The organism is Ramlibacter agri (assembly GCF_012927085.1).
Classification (GTDB): Bacteria; Pseudomonadota; Gammaproteobacteria; order Burkholderiales; family Burkholderiaceae_C; genus Ramlibacter; species Ramlibacter agri.
Genome location: NZ_JABBFX010000003.1, coordinates 736,051 through 754,719, shown reverse-complemented (window position 1 = coordinate 754,719; position 18,669 = coordinate 736,051). Strand labels below are relative to the sequence as shown.

Here is an 18,669-nt window from a genome sequence, read left to right as displayed (position 1 = left end):
CATGGCCTGCCGCATGCGGCCGCTCCTACAGTCGGCCGGCAACAAGGAGACGACCGTGCAACGCCGACAACTGCTGCTCGCCACCGGACTGGCCCTGCCCTGGCGGGCCTTCGCCCAGGCCGATTGGCCCAACCGGCCGGTGAAGATCGTCGTCAACGGCGGCCCCGGCGCGCCGGGCGACTACACCGCCCGCGTGCTGGCGGAAGGCTTCGCCAAGGCCTTCGGCCAGCCCTTCATCGTGGAGAACCGCCCCGGCGCCAACGGCATCCTCGGCACCGAGTACGCGGTGCGCCAACCGGCCGACGGCTACACGCTGCTGCTGACCTTCACGGCGGCACAGGTCGTGAACCCGGCCATCTACGACAACCTCAAGTACGACGGCGTCCGCGACTTCACGCCCATCGCGCAGATCGGCTCCGGCGGCAACATCCTGGTCGTGCCGACGCGCGTCCCCGCGCGCGACCTGGGCGAGTTCGTCGCCTACCTCCAGGCGCACAAGGACCAGCCGCTCAGCTACGGCTCCTGGGGCGTGGGCTCCGGCGGCCACCTGAGCATGGAAGCGCTGCTGCAAAAGACCGGTCAGCACATGACGCACGTGCCCTATCGCACGATGGGCAATGCCGTGACCGACCTCGGCGCGGGCCGGCTGGACTGCGCCTTCCTGCAGCCCGCCACGGCCAAGCCGCTGATCGAGAAAGGCGTGGTGCACCCCATCGCCATCAGCGGGCCGACGCGGCACCGCGACTTCCCCGAAGTGAAGACGATGACCGAGCAGGGCGTGCCCTTCGAACTCGCGTCCTGGTACGGCCTGTTCGCGCCGGGCAAGCTGGCGCCGGCGATCGTGCAGAAGCTCAACACCGAAGTGCGGCGCGAGCTCGCCCTGCCGGAGCTGCAGGACAAGTGGCCGCGCATGGGCTTCACGGATTTCCCGCAGAAGAGCGCCGAGGAATTCGGCGAGATGGTGAAGCGCGATGCCCGCAGCTGGGCCGAAGTGGCCCGCCGCGGGAACATCAAGGTGAAGTCAGAGTAGCCCGCGCCGAAGGCCGTAGATGGCGTCGTCGGGCGCCACCTTCCCCGTCGGCTGCCGCACGCCGAACAATGTCGAATTGTCCTGCGCCAGCTCCGGCCGCTCGCGCTCTTCGATCCAGTCGTAGACCACGGTACGCGCGGCAACGCGCCACTCGCCCTGGCGCTTCTCGAAGCGGTCGACGTAGCGGCCGCACAGCAGCGTCGCCTTGGTCGGCGCCGCAGCCGTGGACTGGAAGGCGAGGAAGCAGCTCTCCACCGCCGCCACGTCGCCGTGCAGCTCGATCAGGATGTTGCTCACCTGGTGCACGCGGCGGCCACCCGTGCGCAGCTTCGCCAGCGCCTGCTCGATGAAGCCCGCGGCGCTGCCCGTGTAGGCGCCGTGGCAATCGCTCGCGTCTTCCCAGTAGGCCGAGCGCAGCGCCGCCTCGTCCGCGCGGTCGATGCCGCGGCAGTAGCGGTACATGCAGTCGCGGATCGCCTCGCGATCGAGCAGCTCGTCGACCGTCATGCCGCGCGCTTGAACAGCTGGACGATGTTGCCCTCGGGGTCGCGCAAGGACAGCACCGCGCCATGCGAACCCATGTCGCGCTCGGCCAGCACCGCACCGCCGGCGGCGGTGATGCGCTCCTTTGCGCTGTCGAACTCGTCGACCTCGAAGACCAATACCGCGCCGGAAGTAGCAGGCGCCGCCTCTTCCGGGCAGGCCAGCGCCATGCCGGCGCCGTACTGGATCCAGCGATCGCCGTCGCGGAACTTCAGCTTCAGGCCCAGCGCCGACTCGTAGAAAGCGTTCAACTCGCCTGGGCGCTGCGCCACCAGGTAGACGTTCTGCAGCCGCTTGACTTCCATGGCTTCAGTTGTTCAGTTGCGTCTGCGAGGCGCCGCCATCGAGGTGCAGCACGTCGGCGTTGAGGAAGCGCGCGCCATCGCCGGCCAGGAAGCAGATCGCGTCGGCGATGTCTTCCACCGTGCCCAGGCGGCCCAGCGGCGTGCGGGCGACGCGCCTGGCGTCGAGGTCCGCGTTGCGATGCTTCATCGTGCCTTCGGTCGGCACCGCGCCGGGAGCCACCGCGTTCACGCGGATGTTGCGCGCGCCCAGGTCGGCGGCGGCGGCGCGGGTCATGCCGACCACGCCGGCCTTGATGCCGCTGTAGACCACCGAGCGCTGCGGTGACCTGATCGCCGCGATCGAGGCCACGTTGATGATGGAACCACCGCGCTCCGGGTCCATCGCTTCGGCCGCGGCCTGCATGCCCCAGATCACCGACTTGAAGCCGATCTCCACCATGCGGTCCACCACTTCGGGCGTCACTTCCGCCAGCGGCTGGTAGCGCACCCAGGCGGCGTTGTTGACCATGATGTCCAATCGGCCGGCATCGCGCGCCAGGCGCAGCACGGCCTCGCGCATGCCTTCACGCGTCGAGACGTCCTGCGGCAACGGGATGGCCTTGCCACCTGCGGCCTGCACTGCCGCGACAGCCTCGTCGACGAACTCCTGCTTCAGGTCGTTGATGCCGACGATGGCGCCGAGCTTCGCCATCGCGAGCGCAGTGGCCTTGCCGATGCCGTGGCCGGCGCCGCTGATGAAGGCAACGCGGCCTTCGAGGGACGGATTCATTGCAAACCTTTCTGTTCGGGAACCAGCAGGGCGTCGAGCGCGAAAGCGCCCTGGCCTGCGTCCAGCACGACGAGCGGGTTGACGTCGATCTCGGCGACGTCTTCGGCATGCCGGGCGGCGAAGCGCGAGAGCGCGGCGACCGCCTTGGCGGCGGCGGCGACGTCGGCCTTGGGCCGGCCGCGCGCGCCATCCAGCAGCGGGAAGGATTTCAGCGAACGCAGCATGTCCAGCGCCTGCGCCTCGGACACCGGCGCCACTTGCAGCGCGACGTCGCGGAAGACCTCGGCGAAGATGCCGCCCAGGCCCACCATGATGACCGGGCCGAACACCGGGTCCTTCTTGCTGCCCAGGATCAGCTCGGTGCCGCCTTGCGCCATCTGCGCGACCAGCACGCCGCTGATGCGCGCCTTGGGCGCCTTCTGCTGCACGCGGGACAGCAGCGCGTCGTATTCCTCGCGCAGCTGCGCTTCGGAGCGCACGCCGACGACCACGCCGCCGACTTCGGTCTTGTGGGCGATGTCGGGGGAGACGATCTTCAGGACCAGCGGGAAGCCGATGTCGCGGGCGGCGGCGAGGGCGGCGTCGCGGGAGGTGGCAATGGTTTCCTTGAGAATGGGGAGGCCGGCGGCGGCGAGGGCGGCCTTGGCGCTCGCCTCCGTCGCAAACGCATCGTGCGAAAGGGCTTCGCGCTCGTGCCCCCTCCCCAGCCCTCCCCCAGTGGGGGAGGGAGCGGAGCGGGAACCGAAACGGACCAGCGCCGCCAGCGTTGAGCAAGCAGCATCGATGCCTTCGACGGTCGGATAACCCATCGCATTGAGCCTGGCGCGCACGTCGTCCGGCGCGCGGCAGCAGAGAATGATCAGGCGGTTCGGATGGTCCTTGCGTACCTGCTCCAGCGCGGCCAGGAACACGTCGCGCAGCCGCGGCAGATGGAAGGCGTTGGCCGATTGCAGGATCAGCGCTGCGCAGGTGCTGTCTTCGGCGACGGCGTTCAGCACCTTGGCGAGAACTTCCGGGCGGCTCGACACCTGCGCGGTCATGTCGACCGGGTTCGAAGGCGAGGCGAAGGGCACGACCGCGGTGACGCGATCCTGCGTCTCCTGCTTCAGCTTGGGCAGCGCCAGGCCTTGCGCGCTGGCGGCGTCCGCCAGCAGCACACCGAAACCACCGGATGCGGTCAGCACGGCGACCGTGTTGGCCTTGGGCATGCGCGCGGGACCGACCACGGATAGCGCGTGGCCCACTTCCAGCAACTGCTCGATGCTGGGCACGCGGATCGCGCCGCCATTGCGCAGCACGGTGTCGAACACCGCATCGGAGCCCGCCAGTGCGCCGGTGTGCGACGCGGCCGCGGCACTGCCCGCTTCGGACACGCCCACCTTCAGTACCACCAGCGGCTTGCCGGCTTCGCGCGCCAGCTCCATCGCCTGCTGCAGCTTCGCCGCGTTGCGACAGGTCTCCATGCAGCACAGGATGACGGAGGTGCCCGCATCCAGCGCCAGCGAGGCGATGGCATCGGAGATGTCCACGTCGCATTCGTTGCCGGTGGTCAGCAGCCGGCTGATGCCGATGCCGCGCTCCGACGCCAGCCGCATCGTGTAGCTGCCCAGGTTGCCGCTCTGCGAGACGATGCCCACGTGGCCGGCGGCGGGCAGGCCCGACTCCAGCGCCACCGAGAAGGTCGCGATGGCCTTGTCCGGCACGCCGACAGCGCCCAGGCAGTTGGGGCCGACGATGCGCATGCCGGTGGACCTGGCCACTGCGCCGATCTCGGCCTGCAGCGCACTGCCCTTCTCGCCCATCTCGGAGAAGCCGGCAGTCAGGATGACGGCGGCGCGCACGCCGCGGCCCGCGCATTCCTTCACCGCGTCGAGCACGCTGTCCGGCGGCACGGCCACCACGGCCAGCTCCGGCGCTTCCGGCAGTTCGGTGACGCTCGCGAACGCAGGCAGCGATTGCACCGTGCCGGCCTTGCGGTTGATCGGGTAGATCTTGCCGGCATAGCCGAACTTCTGCAGGAACTGCAGCGGCCGCCCGCCGATCTTGGTGACGTCCTCGGACGCGCCGACGATCGCGATCGAACGCGGCTTGAACAGGGCTTCGAGGCCCCGGCCCACTTCCACCTGCGTCATTCCTAGCGCCCCTGGTAGACCGGCTTGCGCTTTTCCAGGAAGGCCTTGCGCGCTTCCTGCGCGTCCTCGGTCTTCGCCAGCGCCATGGTGAAGTTCTGCTCGAAGCGGTAGCCGTCACGCTGCGGCATCAGGTCCATCATGTTGGCGGCCTGCTTGGCGTACGACACGGCCAGCGGCGCCTTGGACGCGATTTCCTTCGCGATCTCCATCGCGGCGGGCAGCAGTTGATCTGCCGGCACCACTTCGTCCAGCACGCCGCGGCGATACAGTTCCGCCGCCGACACCTTCATGCCGGTGAAGAACATCCGGCGCGTGAAGGAGCGGCCGAAGAAAGTGCGCAGCATCGACACGCCGCCGGCGAGGCCGACGTTGATCTCGGGCATGGCGAAAGTCGCGTCCTCCGCAGCCAGGAAGATGTCGCAGGCGGCCATCAAGCCGAAGCCCGCGCCCAGCGCCGGGCCGTTGACGGCGGCGATGACGGGCTTGGAGCACTCCTTGATCGCGTTGCCGGTCTCGCGGGTCCAGCGGTTGTGCGCGAGGAAGTCGCCCGCCTTCTCGGGATTCGGGCGATCCTTCAGGTCGGCGCCGGAGCAGAAATACTTGCCGGTGCCGGTGAGGACGGCAACGCGGATGTCGCTGCGCTCGGACACTTCGTCGAACACCTCGATCAGGCGCATCCTCGTGGCGCGGTCCAGCGCGTTGACGGGCGGCTTGTCCAGGCGGACGACGGCGACGTAATCGGAAACTTCGAGGCTGACGCTCATCGTGCACTCCCGGTGAGGTTGGAAACATTGCGGCCTTCGGCGGCCGTGGCTTGCGGCGCCAGCAGCCGCGCGACATGCGCCAGGCGGTCGCCGTAGCGGAATTCGGAACCGAGCAGGCGCTGCGCCAGGCGGGTGGCCAGCACCTCTTCGCTCATGCCCATGCCGCCGTGCGACTGGATCGCGGCTTCGGCGCAGAAGCGGGCCGCCTCGGCCAGCGAGACCTTGGCCAGGCGAAGGGTGCGGCGCAGGTCGGCCGCGCCCGCCTCGTGTTCGTGGAAGCAGTGGATCACCAGGCCCTTGGCGCCCATGTACTTCAGGTACATCTCGGCGCAGCGGTGGCGCAGCACCTGGAAGGTGGACAGCTGCACGCCGAACTGCTTGCGCTCCTTCAGGAAGGCGAGCGTGTGCTGGATCAGCGCGGACAAGGCCGCCACGGTGTCGGCGCCATTCAGCAGCAGCGCGACGTTGTCGGCGGCCACGAGCGAGTCGCGGGCAGCGGCACCGCGGGCGATGCAGGCGCCTTCGGGCACGCTGAGCTTCGCCAGCTTCAAGTCAGCGCCGCGGGCGCCTTCCATGGTGCGGTAGCTCGCGGCCGGCGCACCGATGCGCTCGGCGTCGACCAGGAACAGCGCCAGGTCGCCCTCCAGCTGCGCCGGCACCAGGTAGTGCGAGGCGGGCAGCGAAGCGTCGGCGCCCAGCACCTCGCCATCGAGCTCGAAGCCGATGTCCAGGTGCTTCGCTTGCACGGTGGCCTCGTCCAGCGAGGCGGACAGCGCGGTGAGCGGCGCGATCTGCGCGCTGCCTTCGGCCACGGCTTCCAGCCAGCGCTTGGCGACGTCGGGCGCGGCGGCCTGCAGCAGCACGGGCACGACGCCGCAGGCCTCCACCACCGGCAGGTGCAGGCCGTAGCTGGCCACGCCTTCGACGATGGAAGCGAGATCGGCCAGCGAAGCGCCGACGCCGCCGGCTTCTTCCGGCACGATGGTGGCGGTCCAGCCCAGTTCGCGGACCGGATCGCCGGTCACTTCGGTGGACACGTGGTCCTGGGCAAAACGGCTCGCGGAGTCGAGCAGCATGCCGGGAAAGAGGGAATCGAAAGTGGCCATGGCTCAGGCTCCGAACAGTTCGTTGGCGACCACGTTGCGCTGCACTTCGGCCGTGCCGCCCGCGATGGTGCGGGACCGCGTGAACATGTAGTTCTGGATCCAGGTGGCTTCGGCGACGTCCTCGCCGGCATCGGCCAGGAAGCGCTGCGCGGCCTGCGGGCCCACCGCGTCCAGCGCGATGGTGGTCAGGCGCTGCGCGCATTCGCCGCAGATCATCTTGATCACGGAAGGCTGCACGCCCAGCGGGCGCTGGTGGATCATGTCGTCAGTGGCGTTGGCCATCAGCACGCGCGCGCCCTTCACGTCGGCTTCGCACAGCAGCAACTTGTGGCGCAGGGTGCTGAAGTCGCGGCGGGCGCCGGCGGCGGCCGCGGCTTCGTCCACCAGGCGCGTCACCTGGCGGCGCACCAGCTCCAGGCGGGCGACGTTGGCCGGCGGCAGGCGCTCGCGTTCCAGCAGGTACTTGGCGCAGGTCCAGCCCTTGCCTTCCTCGCCCAGCAGGTTGTCGGCGCGCACGCGCACCTCGTCGAAGAACACTTCGTTCAGGTGGTGCCAGCCGTCGATGCTCTTGATCGGGCGCACCGTGATGCCCTGGGTGTCCATCGGCACGACCAGCAGCGAGATGCCGTCCTGCTTCTTCGGCTCCTTGGACGTGCGCACCAGCATGTAGATCATGTTGGCTTCATGCGCGTGCGAGGTCCAGATCTTCTGGCCGTTGATGACGTACTCGTCGCCTTCGCGGCGGGCGCTGGTCTGCAGCGAAGCCAGGTCGGAACCCGAGCCCGGCTCGGAGTAGCCCTGGCAATACCAGTCGCTGCCGTCCAGGATGCGGGGCAACAGGCGCGCCTTCTGCTCAGTCGTGCCGAAGCGGATGATGACCGGGCCGATGTGGCCCAGTCCATGGTGGTACAGCGGCGGGCAATCGCTTTCGGCCATCACTTCTTCGAAGATCAGGCGCTGCTTGATGTCCCAGCCCGTGCCGCCCGCTTCCTTGGGCCAGCTCGGAGCGCCCCAGCCTTTGGCATTGCAGATCTTCTGCCAGGCCTGGTATTCGCGCTTGGTCACCTTCTGGCCCGCGGCCACGACAGCGCGGATCTCGGGCGGGCAGGCCTTGCGCGCGAACTCTTCCAGTTCACGGCGGAAGGCGGCGTAGTCGATCGACATCTTGTCTCCTGTGGATCCCGGGTCAGGCCCGGGATGACGAATCCATTGTTCTCAGCTGGGTGATCAGCGCGTCGAGTGCGGCAGCGGCGCCTTCGGCATCGCGCTGGCGCAGCGAGGCAACGATCTTGCGGCGCAGCGGGAACAGGTCCGGCCGCGGGCGCACCGACAGCACGTGCGTCATGCGCTCGCGCAGCACGGTGGTCATGGTCTGGGCCATCAGCTGCAGGGCCGCGTTGTGGCCGGCGACAGCGATGGCGCCGAAGAAGCCGCTGGCGGAAGCGATGCGCTCGGCCAGCGGCGCTTCGTCGGGATGCTGTTCGATGGCAGCTACGGAGGTTTCCACCGCGTCCAGCTCTGCTTCGGTGGCGCGCGAACAGGCCAGGCGCAGCAAGGTGCCGTACAGGTTGCGGTAGGCCTCGTCGATGTCGGCGTCGCCCAGCTTGCCCTGCACCACCAGCTTGCGCAGCGACTCGGCCAGCATCATGTAGGCGCCCTTGTAGAACACCAGGGCGTGGTCGCTGCCGCCGCCGTCCATGTGCTTCACTTCGCCGATGAAGACGTAGTGGTCGCCGGCCTCGTGGCAGGCGAAGGTGAGGCACTCGAAGCTGGCCAGGCACTCGTCGATCACCGGCAGCTGCAGCCCGCCGGAGCGCCAGGCCACGCCTTCGAACTTGTCCTCGATCCTGCTGGAGGCGAAACGGCCCGAAAGCGCGTCCTGCTTCTCCGACAGGATGTTGATGGCAAAGCCCTCGGCGGCGCGGAAGGTCTCCAGCAGCTTGCTCGCCTTGCGCAGGCTGAACAGCACCAGCGGCGGCTCCAGCGACACCGAGCTGAAGGAGTTGCAGGTCAGGCCCGCGGGCTTGCCGGCGGCGTCGCGCGTCGTGATGACGGCCACGCCGGTGGGGAAGCAGCCCAGGAGCTGGCGGAACAGCGTGGGTTCGATCGCGGGGGACACCCGTTCGGCGACAGCGGTCATGGCTGCTCCTCGGCTCGCTTCCGGCCTCAGGCGGCGGCCAGCTCGCGCTGGGCTTCCGCGCGGTAGGGCGCGTCGTTGCGGATTTCCTGCTGCACCGTCGGGATGATGATCTTGGCCCAGGTCTCCAGCTGCTTCAGCATGGTCGGCTGGTCGAAGTCGCCCATCTGGGTCTGGAAGCAGTAGTGCACCGGGCGCAGCGTGCGGATCTCCTTGACCACGCGCTCGATCACGGTGTCGATGCTGCCCACCGGCAGCAGGGCGCGCGACTCCTCGATGCTGGGCTCGCCCTCGACGAGGCCCTCTTCCACCTGGTAGTCGTCGGCGATCTGCGCGGTGCGGCGCTTCAGGCTGACGGCGATGCGGCGCTGGTAGCGCGAGCAGTCCAGGTAGGCGTCCACTTCCGCCTTGTTGTTGCTGGCGTAGGCGGCGCGCAGCAGGCCCACCGGCACCTTGGCCGGGTCCTTGCCTTCGCCGAGCGCCACCTTGTCGATCAGGGCGCGGGTGGAAGCCAGCTTTTCCAGGCCGCCGTCGCCGCCGGAAACGAACACGTGGTGGTCGCCGCGCACCGCGCGGGCGATGAAGGTGGGGTCGATGCTGGTGACCCACATCGGGGGCATGGGCTGCTGCACGGCGCGCTGGCTGATGGCGCTGACCGGCTGCTGGTAATACTTGCCGTCGTAGCTGAACTTCTTTTCCTTCAGGCCCAGTTCCAGCATGTCGATGATTTCCAGCGTGCGGTCCTTGGCTTCGGCCAGGGAGACGCCGAAGCGCTCGAACTCGAACTGCTGGTAGCCGGAGCCGATGCCCAGGTTCAGGCGGCCGTCCGAAAGCTGGTCCACCATGGCGACGTCGGCGATCAGGCGGGCGGGGGTGTACAGCGGAGCGACGACAATGCCGGTTCCGAGCCGGATCTTCTTGGTGACGGCGGCGCAGTGGGCGATCATCGTCAGGGGCGACGAGCACATCCCGTAATTGGAGAAGTGGTGCTCGGCGTACCAGGCGGCACCGAAGCCCAGTTCGTCCGCCACGCGCGTCTGTTCGACCGCGTCCTTCAGGATCTGGTACGACGTCTTATGCTTGTTGCGCTGCTGCATCAGAATGAAGATTCCGAAATCCATGGCCTGGGCTCCTTGTGTGTTGGCACGTTTGCGTTGGGCGAATGGTAGGAACGGACACGCCTCCGTGAACGCCATCCCGCGCACAGCTTCTTTGCGTCTTTCGAAATGAAGGCGCTCGACAGCCTGCGCATCTTCGTCACGACCCAGCGCAAGGGCAGCCTGTCGGCCGCCGCCCGCAGCCTGAGCCTGTCGCCGGCGACCATCTCGCGCCGCATCAGCGCGCTGGAGGAGGAGCTGGGCGTGCAGCTGGTCGACCGGACCAGCCGCAACCTGAAGGTCACCGAGGCCGGCCAGGCCTTCCTGGAGCGGGCCGAGGCCGTGCTGGAAGCCATGGCCGAGGCCGAGCAGGCCGCCCGCAGCTCGCGCCAGCGGCCGGAAGGGCGGCTGCGCGTGCACTCGCGCACGCACCTGGGCCTGCGGGTGCTGGCGCCGTTACTGCCAAAGTTCCAGCAGCAGTACCCCGACATCCAGGTCGAGATCGAGCTGTCGGAACACCCGGTGAACCTGGTCGAGCACGACTTCGACGTCGACATCCGCACCGGCGAGTCCACCGATTCCGGCTTCGTCATCAAGCGCCTGCTGTCCAGCGACGAGGTGCTGGTGGCCAGCCCGGCCTTCATGAAGGCGCATCCGCGCATCAAGCACCCCAACGACCTGCCGCAGGTGCGCTGCCTCACCTACCGGCGTGAGCGGGAGGCGACCACCTGGAAGTACATCGACGAACAGGGCGAGCGGCAGGAACTGGCGATCCAGGGCGTGATGAGCGCCAACAACGGCGAACTGCTGCGCCTGGCCGCGATCGGCGGCATGGGCATCGCGCTGCTGTCGGAGCCCACGGTGCGCGGCGACCTCCGCGACGGCACCCTGGTGCGGCTGCTGCCGCAATATCGCTTTGCCGTGCGGCAGTTCTCCAACGGCATCTTCGCGGTGTTCCGGCAGAACCGGCAGCTGCCCCTGAAGGTGCGGGCCTTCGTCGATTTCGTCGCCGAGGCCTTGCGGGAGAACGGCGAAGGCGGCTGAGCCACGGCTGCAAAGCTCCTTTGCAGTTCCTGCCGCTCCGAGCCGGGGCGCGGCTCCTAGAGTGCGCCGCATGGAGACCAAGACCGCATTGCCGCCGCCCCTTGAGGGCATCCGCGTCGTCGAACTGGGCAACTACATCGCCGGTCCTGGCACTGCCATGGCGCTGGGCGACCTGGGCGCCGAGGTGCTGAAGATCGAATCGCTGGAAGGCGATGCGGGCCGCACCACCGGCCACTTCGGCCACGCCATGCTGCGCGCCTACAACCGCGACAAGAAGTCGATCGCGCTGGACCTGCGCAAGCCGCATGGCATCGCGGTGGCGCGCCGGCTGATCGCGCGCGCCGACGTGCTGGTGCAGAACCTGCGCCCGGGTGCCGTCGAGGCGCTGGGCCTGGGCGCGGACCAGTTGCGGGCCGAGCATCCGGGCCTGATCCACGTGTCGCTGGCCGGCTTCCCGGCGAGTTCGCCTTCGCGCGACCGGCCCGGCTACGACATCGCGGCGCAGGCCGAGAGCGGGCTGATGTCCGTCACCGGCGAGGCCGACGGCGAGCCGCAGCGCGTGGGCGCGACCATCGTCGACGTGGCCAGCACGCAGGTGGCGGCGCAGGCGATCCTGGCGGCGCTGTTCCGGCGCGTGCGCACCGGCGCCGGCGAGACGATCCGCGTGTCGCTGCTGGAAGTGGCGCTGCACCTGCAGCAGCCGAACTGGAGCGACTACCTGGTGCGCGGCGTGGAGCCCCAGCGCTCCGGCAACGGCCAGCCGATGTGCGCGCCGGCGGCGGACCTGTTCCGCACGCGCGACGGCACGGTGGTCGTCTCGGCTTACGTGCAGGCGCACTGGACGCGGCTGTGCGAGGCGATCGGCGCGCCGGAGCTGGCGAAGGATCCGCTGCTGGCCACCAACGAATTGCGCGTGGCCAACCGGCCTGCGATGAAGGCGGCCGTCGGCGCGAAGCTGTCGCTGCTCTCCACCGCCGAATGCGTGGACCTGCTCACGCGCAAGGGCATCGTGGTCGCCGTCGTGCGCAGCTACGCCGAGGCGCGGGCCAGCGAGGACTTCCGCGCCAGCGGCATGGTCGTGGACGTGGCGCCAGGCGAAGGCGGCACGCCGGGCCACGCGGGCTTCGGCCTGCCCTTCGAAATGGTCGACACGCCGCGCCGCCCGACCCGCGCCGCGCCGGCGCTGGGAGCGCATACCGAGGAAGTCTTGCGCGAGGCCGGCTATGGCGAAGACGAAATCGCGGCCCTGTGCGAGGCGGGCGTGGTGAAGGCGCTCGCGCCGGCGTGAGCTTAAACCCGCTCCACGGGCGGGAAGGCGTACTTGCCTTCCAGCAGGCGCCGCTGCGGGTGATACATCCGCAGGATCAGGTAGAACACGCCTTCCGGCGCCGGCAGCCAGTTCGACTCCGGCGCGTCCGCAGGCTTCACGTGCGCCACATGGAGAACCAGCGATCCATCCGCCTCCTTCACCATCCCGCTGCGGCTGCCCAGCGCATGGCGGCCATTCGGTGAAGGCGCGAGGAAGCGGTCCTCGCCATAGAGCGTGATCGACCAGAAGGCATCGGCCGGCAGGTCGCCGCCATCGTCAAAGCGGATGCGATACGACCTGCTTCCATCCAGCAGTTCACCCTGCTGGTCGTAGTCGGCCGGCGCATAGATCGCCTCATCGGCCGCCAGCGCGCCTATGCCCTTCATCGCCGTCGCGGCGCGCAGCATGTAGTCGCGGCCGAAGCGTCCCAGTCGCGTCGAGAAGCGCCACGGCGCCTTCGACGCCGCGTGCGTATGCCCTTCGATCAGCGCCAGCCCTTCGCGATGGGCGAGGCGCAACCCCTCCAGCGCGGAGCCGCGCATGCGGGAGAAATCGACCAGCTCGAAGGGCGCGCCCTGCCCCGCCAGCGGCGGGAAGTCGGCGAGGGCGCGGGACAGGTTGGCGTAGAAGTCCAACGCCGTGTCGCCCGTGTCCTGCCACTGCGCCAGCGACGCGAACGGCGCATGGCCAGCCGCGCCGGCCAACCGAAAGTTCTCCTGCACCTTGCGAGCCGCAGGGAGATCCGCCTCGCCATCGACGATGACCCGCCCCAGCAGCCACACCAGCGCCGTCGGACAACGCACTGGCAGCGTCCCGGCGGGCGCGGCCGCGTCGTCCATGCCCGGCGCCAGCAGCGCATAGCGCGCGCCTTCCGCCGGCACGTTGCGCGTGCCGAGGTTCAGGAAGTTGTGGGTCCACGCATCCAGCAGTTCGACCACGAAGAAGCGGCTGCGCGGCGGGATGTCCAGCAGCACCGGCCCGGCGCGCAGGTCGATCCAGGCATTGCTGTACAGGAGGTCCACCGTCGGCGTGTTGAAGTCCCGGTCCCGGTCCGTCCAGGTACGCGTGCTGTGCGCGATGTGGTTGAAGGGCGCGCGCCCGTGCCCCGGTTGCGCCGACATCGCCTGGCGGCGACAGGTCTGCAGGGCTTCCAGCAGCGGGTAGCCGGCGACCACGGCCGGCACCGCGGCCTGCAGGGCCCAGCGGGCCTGGACGGAGGAGGGTTGCGCTTCCATGCGGCGCATGGTGGAGGCGCGGGCGGGACGCGGCCGTGCAGGACGCGGAAAGCATCTTTGCAGTTGCTGCAGGCGCCCGCGCGCACGCGAGAACTAGACTGGCCGGGACGAGTCCGGACACGGACCGGCTAGCCAAGGAGACAAAGTGAATTACCGGAACATTCTCACGGGCCTGCTGATCGGGGCCTGCGCCATGGGTTCGGCGCTGGCCCAGCAGGTCACGCGCATCGTCGTGCCCTTCGCCGCCGGCGGCGGCACCGACCAGTACTGCCGCCTGCTCGCGCAGGAGCTGAACAAGCACGGCCTGAACGTCATCATCGAGAACAAGCCGGGCGCCAGCGGCATCATCGCCGCCGACTACGTGGCCCGCTCCAAACCCGATGGCCAGACCCTGCTGGTCTCCTCGCTGGGCACCCTGGCCAACAACAGCGTGCTGTACGAGAAGCTGCCCTACGACCCGCAGAAGGACTTCGCGCCGGTCACGCAGATCGCCTACCAGCCGGCCATCATCGTCGGCCGCCCCGACCTGCCGTACAAGAACATCAAGGAGATGGTGGAGTACGCGAAGAAGAACCCCGGCAAGATCAACCGCGGTTCACCCGGCGCCGCCATCCTGACCAACCTGGCGCCGATGGCCTTCGAAAAGAAGGAAGGCTTCAGCACCACCCACATCCCGTTCAACGGCGACTCGCCGGCGCTGCAGGCCCTGCTGTCCGGCAACATCGACATCGACGGCACCTCCATCACCGGCCCGCTGCCCTTCATCAAGGCCGGCAAGATGCGCGTGCTGGGCGTGATGGACGCGAAGCGCCTGCCGCAGGTGCCGGACGCGCCCACCTTCAAGGAGCTGGGCTTCGACATGGAAGCGACGCTTTGGTACTCCCTGTCGGTGCCGGCCGGCACGCCGAAGGCGGAGATCGACAAGTTGAACAAGGCCGTGAACCTGGTGATCGCCGATCCGGCCTTCGTCGAGAAGGCGCGCGGCATCGGCATGGAGCCGCGCGGCGGCACGCCCGAGGAACTGTCGAAGTTCATCAAGCAGGAAGCCGAGCGCTGGGTTCCGGTGCTCCAGAGCCTGAACCTGCCGAAGGTCGCGCACTGAAGCTTCAGCGGCGGGGTGCCAGCCCTTCACGGGCCGGCAACTTCGCTCGCTAGGGCCGCGGAATCTTGTAGACGTAGCCCCGCCGCAGGACGACCTGGGTGCCCGTGACCTTCGCCTGCGCCTGCGCGCCGCCGGTGGCGTCGCGCGCCCGGAACTCCTCCGCGAAGGCCAGCGGGTTCGCCGCAGCTGCTTTTGCGGCCACCGGCTGCTTCAGGGCGAGTTCGGGGCAGAACTGGGGGGTATCGCCCGCCACCATCGAGGCGCCGGGGCCGAAGCGCGCCGGGACCGTATCGCCGATCGCCTCGGTCAGGTCGACCGGCGTCTTCACGCTGCTGTACATCACCTTGTTGTCTGCGCCATAGACCGTGTAGCACGTCGTGGAATGGGCAGCACCGCAGAGGCCGGCCAGCAGGCCTGCCAGGGCAGCAAACTTCAACATCGATCCCTCCTCTGACAGCGGCTTGCTTCCGCCGTCCCTGTTTTTAGAACGCTTGCGCGCAAGACTGCAACCGATTCTGGGGGATTCCCGCCGTCCGGGCCTCACGCTTGTGGCGCGCCAGAGACAATGCAGTGCATGAAGCAGCAAAGCCAAGCGGTCCTCGTGTTGCAGGGCGGCGGCGCCCTGGGGGCCTACCAGGCCGGCGTGTACGAAGCGCTGGAGCACGCGGGCCAGGCGCCCTCATGGATCGCGGGCATCTCCATCGGCGCCATCAACGCGGCGCTGATCGCGGGCAACGCGCCGGAGCACCGCGTGGCGCGCTTGCGCGAGTTCTGGGAGCTGGTCACCTCCGGGCCCGGCTACACGCCGCCGCTCGCCAGCATCGAGCAGTTGAACGACTTCAGCGCCACGCAGGCCCTGGTGTTCGGCGTGCCCGGCTTCTTCACGCCGCGCGTGCCGCCGCCGTTGTTCGAGCTGCGCGGCACGCCGGCCGCCCTGAGCTTCTACGACACGGAGCCGCTGCGCGAGACGCTGCAGCGGCTGGTGGACTTCGACCGCCTGAATTCGGGCGAGGTGCGGCTCGCCGTGGGCGCGGTGAACGTGCGCAGCGGCAACTTCGCCTATTTCGACACCGCCTCGCAGCGGCTCGACGTGCGCCACATCCTCGCCAGCGGCGCGCTGCCGCCCGGCTTCCCGCCGGTGGAGATCGACGGCGAGTGCTACTGGGACGGCGGCCTGGTGTCCAACACGCCGCTGCAGTACGTGCTGGACCAGCCGGACGAGAGCGACCCGGTGGTGTTCCAGGTGGACCTGTTCCCCGCGCGCGGGACCTTGCCCGCCACCATTGCCGAAGTGGCCGGGCGCGACAAGGACATCCGCTACTCCAGCCGCACGCGCCAGGTGACGACGCAGGAGCTGCAGCTGCAGGCCATCGCCAAGGCGGCGCAACGCCTGCTGGCCAAGCTGCCGCCGCAGCTGCGCGACGACCCGGATGCGCAGGCGCTCGCAGGCTTGCGGCAGTGCGCCAGCCTGGACGTGGTGCACCTGATCTACCGCAGCAAGCACCCCGAGACGCAGGCCAAGGACTACGAGTTCTCGCGCCGCTCGATGGAGGAGCACTGGGCCAGCGGCCGCGCCGACATGCAGCACACGCTGCGCCACCCGCAGTGGCTGCAGCGGCCGCCCAACCCGGGTGGCGTGCGCGTGTTCGACCTGGTGGCCGACCCGGCGAACGGGCAGCACCGGCGGCGGGAGGTGCGGGACCTGCGCCTCGCGGCGCGCTGAACGCGTCTACACGACCCGATAGACGCGGATCGCCACCGCCTGCCGCGCCGGCCGCAGGCTGTCCAGCGTGCCGACGTACACATAGTCGTTGAGCCAGCCATAAGGGCCGTCCGGCGCGATGATCTCCAGCGTGGAGAAGGCATAGCGCGGCCGCGACGGGTCCTTCTGCGGCCGCGTCAGCACGCGGTTGCGCACCGAGATGATGGCGCCGTCGTGCGTCTGCAATTCGTACACGGCGTCGAGCGCCTTGGCGCCGTCGCGCCGCAGCAGCTGGCGGTCGGCGCCGCCGGGCAGCACGCGCCCGTGCAAGCCCGGGCCCTCGAAGCTGCCGCCGACGATGGGCACCATGAAGCGCTCGCCGAACGGCGACTGCCCCAGCTGCAGCGAAGGCTCGAGGTCGCAGATGGCCTCGTACACGAACTCGGTCCGTGGCAGCACCATCGGGATCGTGTTGGTGGTCGGCGTCTGCGGCAGCGCGGGCTGCGCGAAGGCGGCGGCGCCGGCACTGGCGGCAAGGCCGCCCAGCAGCAGCTTGCGGCGGGTGGGTTGGCTCATGGTCTCTCTCTCGCTCACGGGGCGCACTGGAAGCTGGCGGCGCTCTCGGCGTCGCCGGTGCCGCGGTAGCGCGCCACCTGCGGCCAGGGGCACAGCAGGCGCGTGCGGTTCGCCGACCAGCCGGCCGGCACTTCGGGGTTGGGAGCGTTGGAGCCGGGGCCGCGCACGCTGGCCACGACTTGTTGCGGCGTGACGCCCTGCTCCACCCAGGCGACGACGGCATCGACCAGGTCGAACTGGTCGGCCGCCGGGCCGCTGTTGGAATGGTTCATGCCCGGCACGACGAACAGGCGCGCGCTGTCCTGCGCCGCGCCGTGCTCGCGCACGAAGCCTTCGTACCACTTGATCGAATCGAGCACGGAGAACACCGGGTCGGCGGCGCCGTGTGCCACCAGGATCTTGCCGCCGCGCGCGACGAAGCTGTTCATCGAGGTCGGCGCCGGCGGCGTCATGAACTCCATCGCGCTTTGCGTGTAGGTGGCGTCCTTGGCGTAGACCTTGGGCGCGTCGCGCTCCAGGCTGAAGTTCAGCGCGAAGTCGGGCACGGTGCTGCCGGCGCCGCTCACGACCTGCGGCGACGATGGCGGCGTGACGAACACGAAGGCGAGCGCGATGGCGTCGCGCGGGCCGATGCTGTTGACGAACTTCCACTCGCGCCAGTTGCGCCCGCGCACGCCCGGGTCCCAGGGCATGCCGGCGTAGAGGCCGGGGCCGGCGAACACCTTGGCCAGCACCTGCTTGCGCGCCGGCGACAGGCAATGCTCGCCGCTGTCGCCGGCGCAGGAGGCGATGTCGCGCTGCGGATCGAAGGCGCGCTGGCAGGCGGCGAGGTCGCCCACCAGGCCGTCGCGCGCGCCGTCGAGCGCATCGCAGCGCTGCAGGATCGCATCGGACAGCACCTGCGATTCCGCAGGCGTGAAGCTGGTCTCGAGGTCGGGCACGCTGCCCTTCTTCGCGCGGGCGACGGTCGCGAACTGCTGCGCGTCCCAGGCCTGCGTGACCGCCGCCAGCGGCAGGTTGTAGCCCGGCGTGGTGACGGCGATGCCGTCGTAGCCGCCGGTGTCGCGCGCCGCCGCCACCATGCCGTGGCGGCCGCCGTTGGAGCTGCCCACCAGGTAGGCGCGGTCGGCCGGGCGGCCGTAGTAGTGCGCGATGAGCCCGCGCGCCATCGGCGTCAGCTGCGCCACCGCGTTGTAGCCGTAGTCCAGGCGGGCCTGCGGATCGACGCCGAAGGTGGCGGCGCCGATCACCGGGTTGCTGCGCTCGAAGGCGTGGCCGGCGTCGGAGCTGAGGACCGCGAAGCCCTTCTGCAGCCCGTTGGTGCGCGGGCCGCCGCCCAGGATGTTGCCGTAGGCCGGCGTGACGAAGCCGTCCAGCCCGCCGTTGGCCTGGTAGAAGAAGCGGCCGTTCCATTGCGTGGGCAGGCGCATCTCGAAGCCGATGGCGTAGTCCTTGCCGTCGACGGGGCCCTTGCGCTCGTTCAGGCGCGCGGTCACCACGCAGTGCTCGGGCATCGCTTCGGCGATGCCGGGCAGCTTGAGCGTGCCGGCGGCCACGCGCTGCGTGGACAGGATGTGCAGGCCGGGCCAGCTGAATTGCTGTGCCAGCGCCTCGCAGGAGGCCGTGGCCACGCCGGGTTGGGCAGGATGGGGAGCCGGCGCCACGGACGCGCAGCCGGCAAGCAACAAAAGGGCGGCCAGGGCCGGCGCCGCCGGTCCACGCAGGGATGTCATCGGGGAAAGTCCTTCGAAGCGCCAGCCTTGGCGCCCAATTAGTTAAGGTAATGAACTAAATGGGCGGTCACACTCGGGATATTCC

General features: G+C 69.5%; 18 protein-coding genes. 5 read left to right on the top strand and 13 right to left on the bottom strand.

The window, feature by feature from the left end; all coding sequences use genetic code 11:
* Window positions 1-55 precede the first annotated feature (55 nt).
* Window positions 56-1,030, top strand: a complete 975-nt coding sequence (locus HHL11_RS28130; protein WP_169421917.1) for a tripartite tricarboxylate transporter substrate-binding protein — start codon at window positions 56-58, stop codon at window positions 1,028-1,030.
* Here HHL11_RS28130 and HHL11_RS28125 read toward each other — a convergent pair.
* From HHL11_RS28125 to HHL11_RS28085, 9 genes are read right to left on the bottom strand one after another with little or no spacing between them, the layout of a single operon-like run.
* A complete protein-coding gene (locus HHL11_RS28125) occupies window positions 1,022-1,537 on the bottom strand; it encodes a nuclear transport factor 2 family protein (protein WP_169421916.1) in 516 nt (171 codons plus the stop codon). The two genes, HHL11_RS28130 and HHL11_RS28125, sit on opposite strands and share 9 nt — an antisense overlap.
* On the bottom strand, window positions 1,534-1,878 hold the full coding sequence (locus HHL11_RS28120) for a VOC family protein (RefSeq protein WP_169421915.1): 345 nt from the start codon (window positions 1,876-1,878) through the stop codon (window positions 1,534-1,536). The genes HHL11_RS28125 and HHL11_RS28120 overlap by 4 nt, the downstream gene beginning before the upstream one ends.
* A 4-nt stretch (window positions 1,879-1,882) precedes the next feature.
* Window positions 1,883-2,647 carry an SDR family NAD(P)-dependent oxidoreductase gene (locus HHL11_RS28115; protein WP_169421914.1) on the bottom strand — a complete coding sequence of 255 codons (765 nt, stop codon included), beginning with the start codon at window positions 2,645-2,647 and terminating at the stop codon, window positions 1,883-1,885.
* Window positions 2,644-4,779 (bottom strand): acetate--CoA ligase family protein, encoded by a 2,136-nt coding sequence (locus HHL11_RS28110; RefSeq protein ID WP_169421913.1) that lies wholly within the window; start codon window positions 4,777-4,779, stop codon window positions 2,644-2,646. The genes HHL11_RS28115 and HHL11_RS28110 overlap by 4 nt, the downstream gene beginning before the upstream one ends.
* 2 nt (window positions 4,780-4,781) lie before the next feature.
* A complete protein-coding gene (locus tag HHL11_RS28105; RefSeq protein WP_169421912.1) occupies window positions 4,782-5,543 on the bottom strand; it encodes an enoyl-CoA hydratase/isomerase family protein in 762 nt (253 codons plus the stop codon).
* Complete coding sequence (locus HHL11_RS28100) at window positions 5,540-6,649, bottom strand: acyl-CoA dehydrogenase family protein (protein ID WP_169421911.1); 1,110 nt, start codon at window positions 6,647-6,649, stop codon at window positions 5,540-5,542. Before HHL11_RS28100 ends, HHL11_RS28105 begins: the two co-directional genes overlap by 4 nt.
* Before the next feature lie 3 nt (window positions 6,650-6,652).
* On the bottom strand, window positions 6,653-7,813 hold the full coding sequence (locus HHL11_RS28095; protein WP_169421910.1) for an acyl-CoA dehydrogenase family protein: 1,161 nt from the start codon (window positions 7,811-7,813) through the stop codon (window positions 6,653-6,655).
* A gap of 22 nt (window positions 7,814-7,835) precedes the next feature.
* A complete protein-coding gene (locus tag HHL11_RS28090; protein WP_169421909.1) occupies window positions 7,836-8,789 on the bottom strand; it encodes a flavin reductase in 954 nt (317 codons plus the stop codon).
* A gap of 26 nt (window positions 8,790-8,815) precedes the next feature.
* Window positions 8,816-9,907 carry an LLM class flavin-dependent oxidoreductase gene (locus tag HHL11_RS28085; protein ID WP_169421908.1) on the bottom strand — a complete coding sequence of 364 codons (1,092 nt, stop codon included), beginning with the start codon at window positions 9,905-9,907 and terminating at the stop codon, window positions 8,816-8,818.
* 105 nt (window positions 9,908-10,012) lie between these two features.
* Between HHL11_RS28085 and HHL11_RS28080 the strand changes: the two genes are divergently transcribed.
* Together HHL11_RS28080 and HHL11_RS28075 are read left to right on the top strand one after the other, a co-directional pair.
* The gene (locus HHL11_RS28080; RefSeq protein ID WP_169421907.1) at window positions 10,013-10,927 is read left to right on the top strand and encodes a LysR family transcriptional regulator; all 915 of its coding nucleotides are present in this window, start codon (window positions 10,013-10,015) and stop codon (window positions 10,925-10,927) included.
* Window positions 10,928-10,997: 70 nt separating this feature from the next.
* Complete coding sequence (locus tag HHL11_RS28075; protein ID WP_169421906.1) at window positions 10,998-12,215, top strand: CaiB/BaiF CoA transferase family protein; 1,218 nt, start codon at window positions 10,998-11,000, stop codon at window positions 12,213-12,215.
* Window positions 12,216-12,217: 2 nt separating this feature from the next.
* Here HHL11_RS28075 and HHL11_RS28070 read toward each other — a convergent pair whose 3' ends face one another.
* Window positions 12,218-13,471: a DUF1254 domain-containing protein gene (locus HHL11_RS28070; RefSeq protein WP_169421905.1), complete on the bottom strand. Its 1,254-nt coding sequence runs from the start codon at window positions 13,469-13,471 to the stop codon at window positions 12,218-12,220.
* Window positions 13,472-13,616: 145 nt separating this feature from the next.
* On the opposite strand from HHL11_RS28070, the gene HHL11_RS28065 reads away from it, so the two are divergent.
* The gene (locus HHL11_RS28065) at window positions 13,617-14,573 is read left to right on the top strand and encodes a tripartite tricarboxylate transporter substrate-binding protein (protein ID WP_169421904.1); all 957 of its coding nucleotides are present in this window, start codon (window positions 13,617-13,619) and stop codon (window positions 14,571-14,573) included.
* Window positions 14,574-14,622: 49 nt separating this feature from the next.
* Here HHL11_RS28065 and HHL11_RS28060 read toward each other — a convergent pair whose 3' ends face one another.
* Entirely contained in the window at window positions 14,623-15,012 is a 390-nt protein-coding gene (locus tag HHL11_RS28060) for a hypothetical protein (RefSeq protein ID WP_169421903.1), read from the bottom strand.
* A gap of 135 nt (window positions 15,013-15,147) precedes the next feature.
* On the opposite strand from HHL11_RS28060, the gene HHL11_RS28055 reads away from it, so the two are divergent.
* Window positions 15,148-16,296, top strand: a complete 1,149-nt coding sequence (locus HHL11_RS28055) for a patatin-like phospholipase family protein (protein WP_240980449.1) — start codon at window positions 15,148-15,150, stop codon at window positions 16,294-16,296.
* A 6-nt stretch (window positions 16,297-16,302) separates the two neighbouring features.
* Here HHL11_RS28055 and HHL11_RS28050 read toward each other — a convergent pair whose 3' ends face one another.
* Both HHL11_RS28050 and HHL11_RS28045 read right to left on the bottom strand, forming a co-directional pair.
* Window positions 16,303-16,851, bottom strand: coding sequence for a DUF3237 domain-containing protein (locus HHL11_RS28050; protein ID WP_169421901.1), 549 nt, complete (start codon window positions 16,849-16,851; stop codon window positions 16,303-16,305).
* Between the two features lie 14 nt (window positions 16,852-16,865).
* On the bottom strand, window positions 16,866-18,584 hold the full coding sequence (locus HHL11_RS28045) for a tannase/feruloyl esterase family alpha/beta hydrolase (protein ID WP_169421900.1): 1,719 nt from the start codon (window positions 18,582-18,584) through the stop codon (window positions 16,866-16,868).
* Window positions 18,585-18,669 lie beyond the last annotated feature (85 nt).

What these genes read in the sequence shown, in the direction of transcription:
- HHL11_RS28125 (WP_169421916.1), bottom strand. Translation starts at nt 1,537, where the DNA reads ATGACGGTCGACGAGCTGCTCGATCGCGAGGCGATCCGCGACTGCATG.
- HHL11_RS28120 (WP_169421915.1), bottom strand. Translation starts at nt 1,878, where the DNA reads ATGGAAGTCAAGCGGCTGCAGAACGTCTACCTGGTGGCGCAGCGCCCA.
- HHL11_RS28115 (WP_169421914.1), bottom strand. Translation starts at nt 2,647, where the DNA reads ATGAATCCGTCCCTCGAAGGCCGCGTTGCCTTCATCAGCGGCGCCGGC.
- HHL11_RS28110 (WP_169421913.1), bottom strand. Translation starts at nt 4,779, where the DNA reads ATGACGCAGGTGGAAGTGGGCCGGGGCCTCGAAGCCCTGTTCAAGCCG.
- HHL11_RS28105 (WP_169421912.1), bottom strand. Translation starts at nt 5,543, where the DNA reads ATGAGCGTCAGCCTCGAAGTTTCCGATTACGTCGCCGTCGTCCGCCTG.
- HHL11_RS28100 (WP_169421911.1), bottom strand. Translation starts at nt 6,649, where the DNA reads ATGGCCACTTTCGATTCCCTCTTTCCCGGCATGCTGCTCGACTCCGCG.
- HHL11_RS28095 (WP_169421910.1), bottom strand. Translation starts at nt 7,813, where the DNA reads ATGTCGATCGACTACGCCGCCTTCCGCCGTGAACTGGAAGAGTTCGCG.
- HHL11_RS28090 (WP_169421909.1), bottom strand. Translation starts at nt 8,789, where the DNA reads ATGACCGCTGTCGCCGAACGGGTGTCCCCCGCGATCGAACCCACGCTG.
- HHL11_RS28085 (WP_169421908.1), bottom strand. Translation starts at nt 9,907, where the DNA reads ATGGATTTCGGAATCTTCATTCTGATGCAGCAGCGCAACAAGCATAAG.
- HHL11_RS28080 (WP_169421907.1), top strand. Translation starts at nt 10,013, where the DNA reads ATGAAGGCGCTCGACAGCCTGCGCATCTTCGTCACGACCCAGCGCAAG.
- HHL11_RS28075 (WP_169421906.1), top strand. Translation starts at nt 10,998, where the DNA reads ATGGAGACCAAGACCGCATTGCCGCCGCCCCTTGAGGGCATCCGCGTC.
- HHL11_RS28070 (WP_169421905.1), bottom strand. Translation starts at nt 13,471, where the DNA reads ATGGAAGCGCAACCCTCCTCCGTCCAGGCCCGCTGGGCCCTGCAGGCC.
- HHL11_RS28060 (WP_169421903.1), bottom strand. Translation starts at nt 15,012, where the DNA reads ATGTTGAAGTTTGCTGCCCTGGCAGGCCTGCTGGCCGGCCTCTGCGGT.
- HHL11_RS28055 (WP_240980449.1), top strand. Translation starts at nt 15,148, where the DNA reads ATGAAGCAGCAAAGCCAAGCGGTCCTCGTGTTGCAGGGCGGCGGCGCC.
- HHL11_RS28050 (WP_169421901.1), bottom strand. Translation starts at nt 16,851, where the DNA reads ATGAGCCAACCCACCCGCCGCAAGCTGCTGCTGGGCGGCCTTGCCGCC.
- HHL11_RS28045 (WP_169421900.1), bottom strand. Translation starts at nt 18,584, where the DNA reads ATGACATCCCTGCGTGGACCGGCGGCGCCGGCCCTGGCCGCCCTTTTG.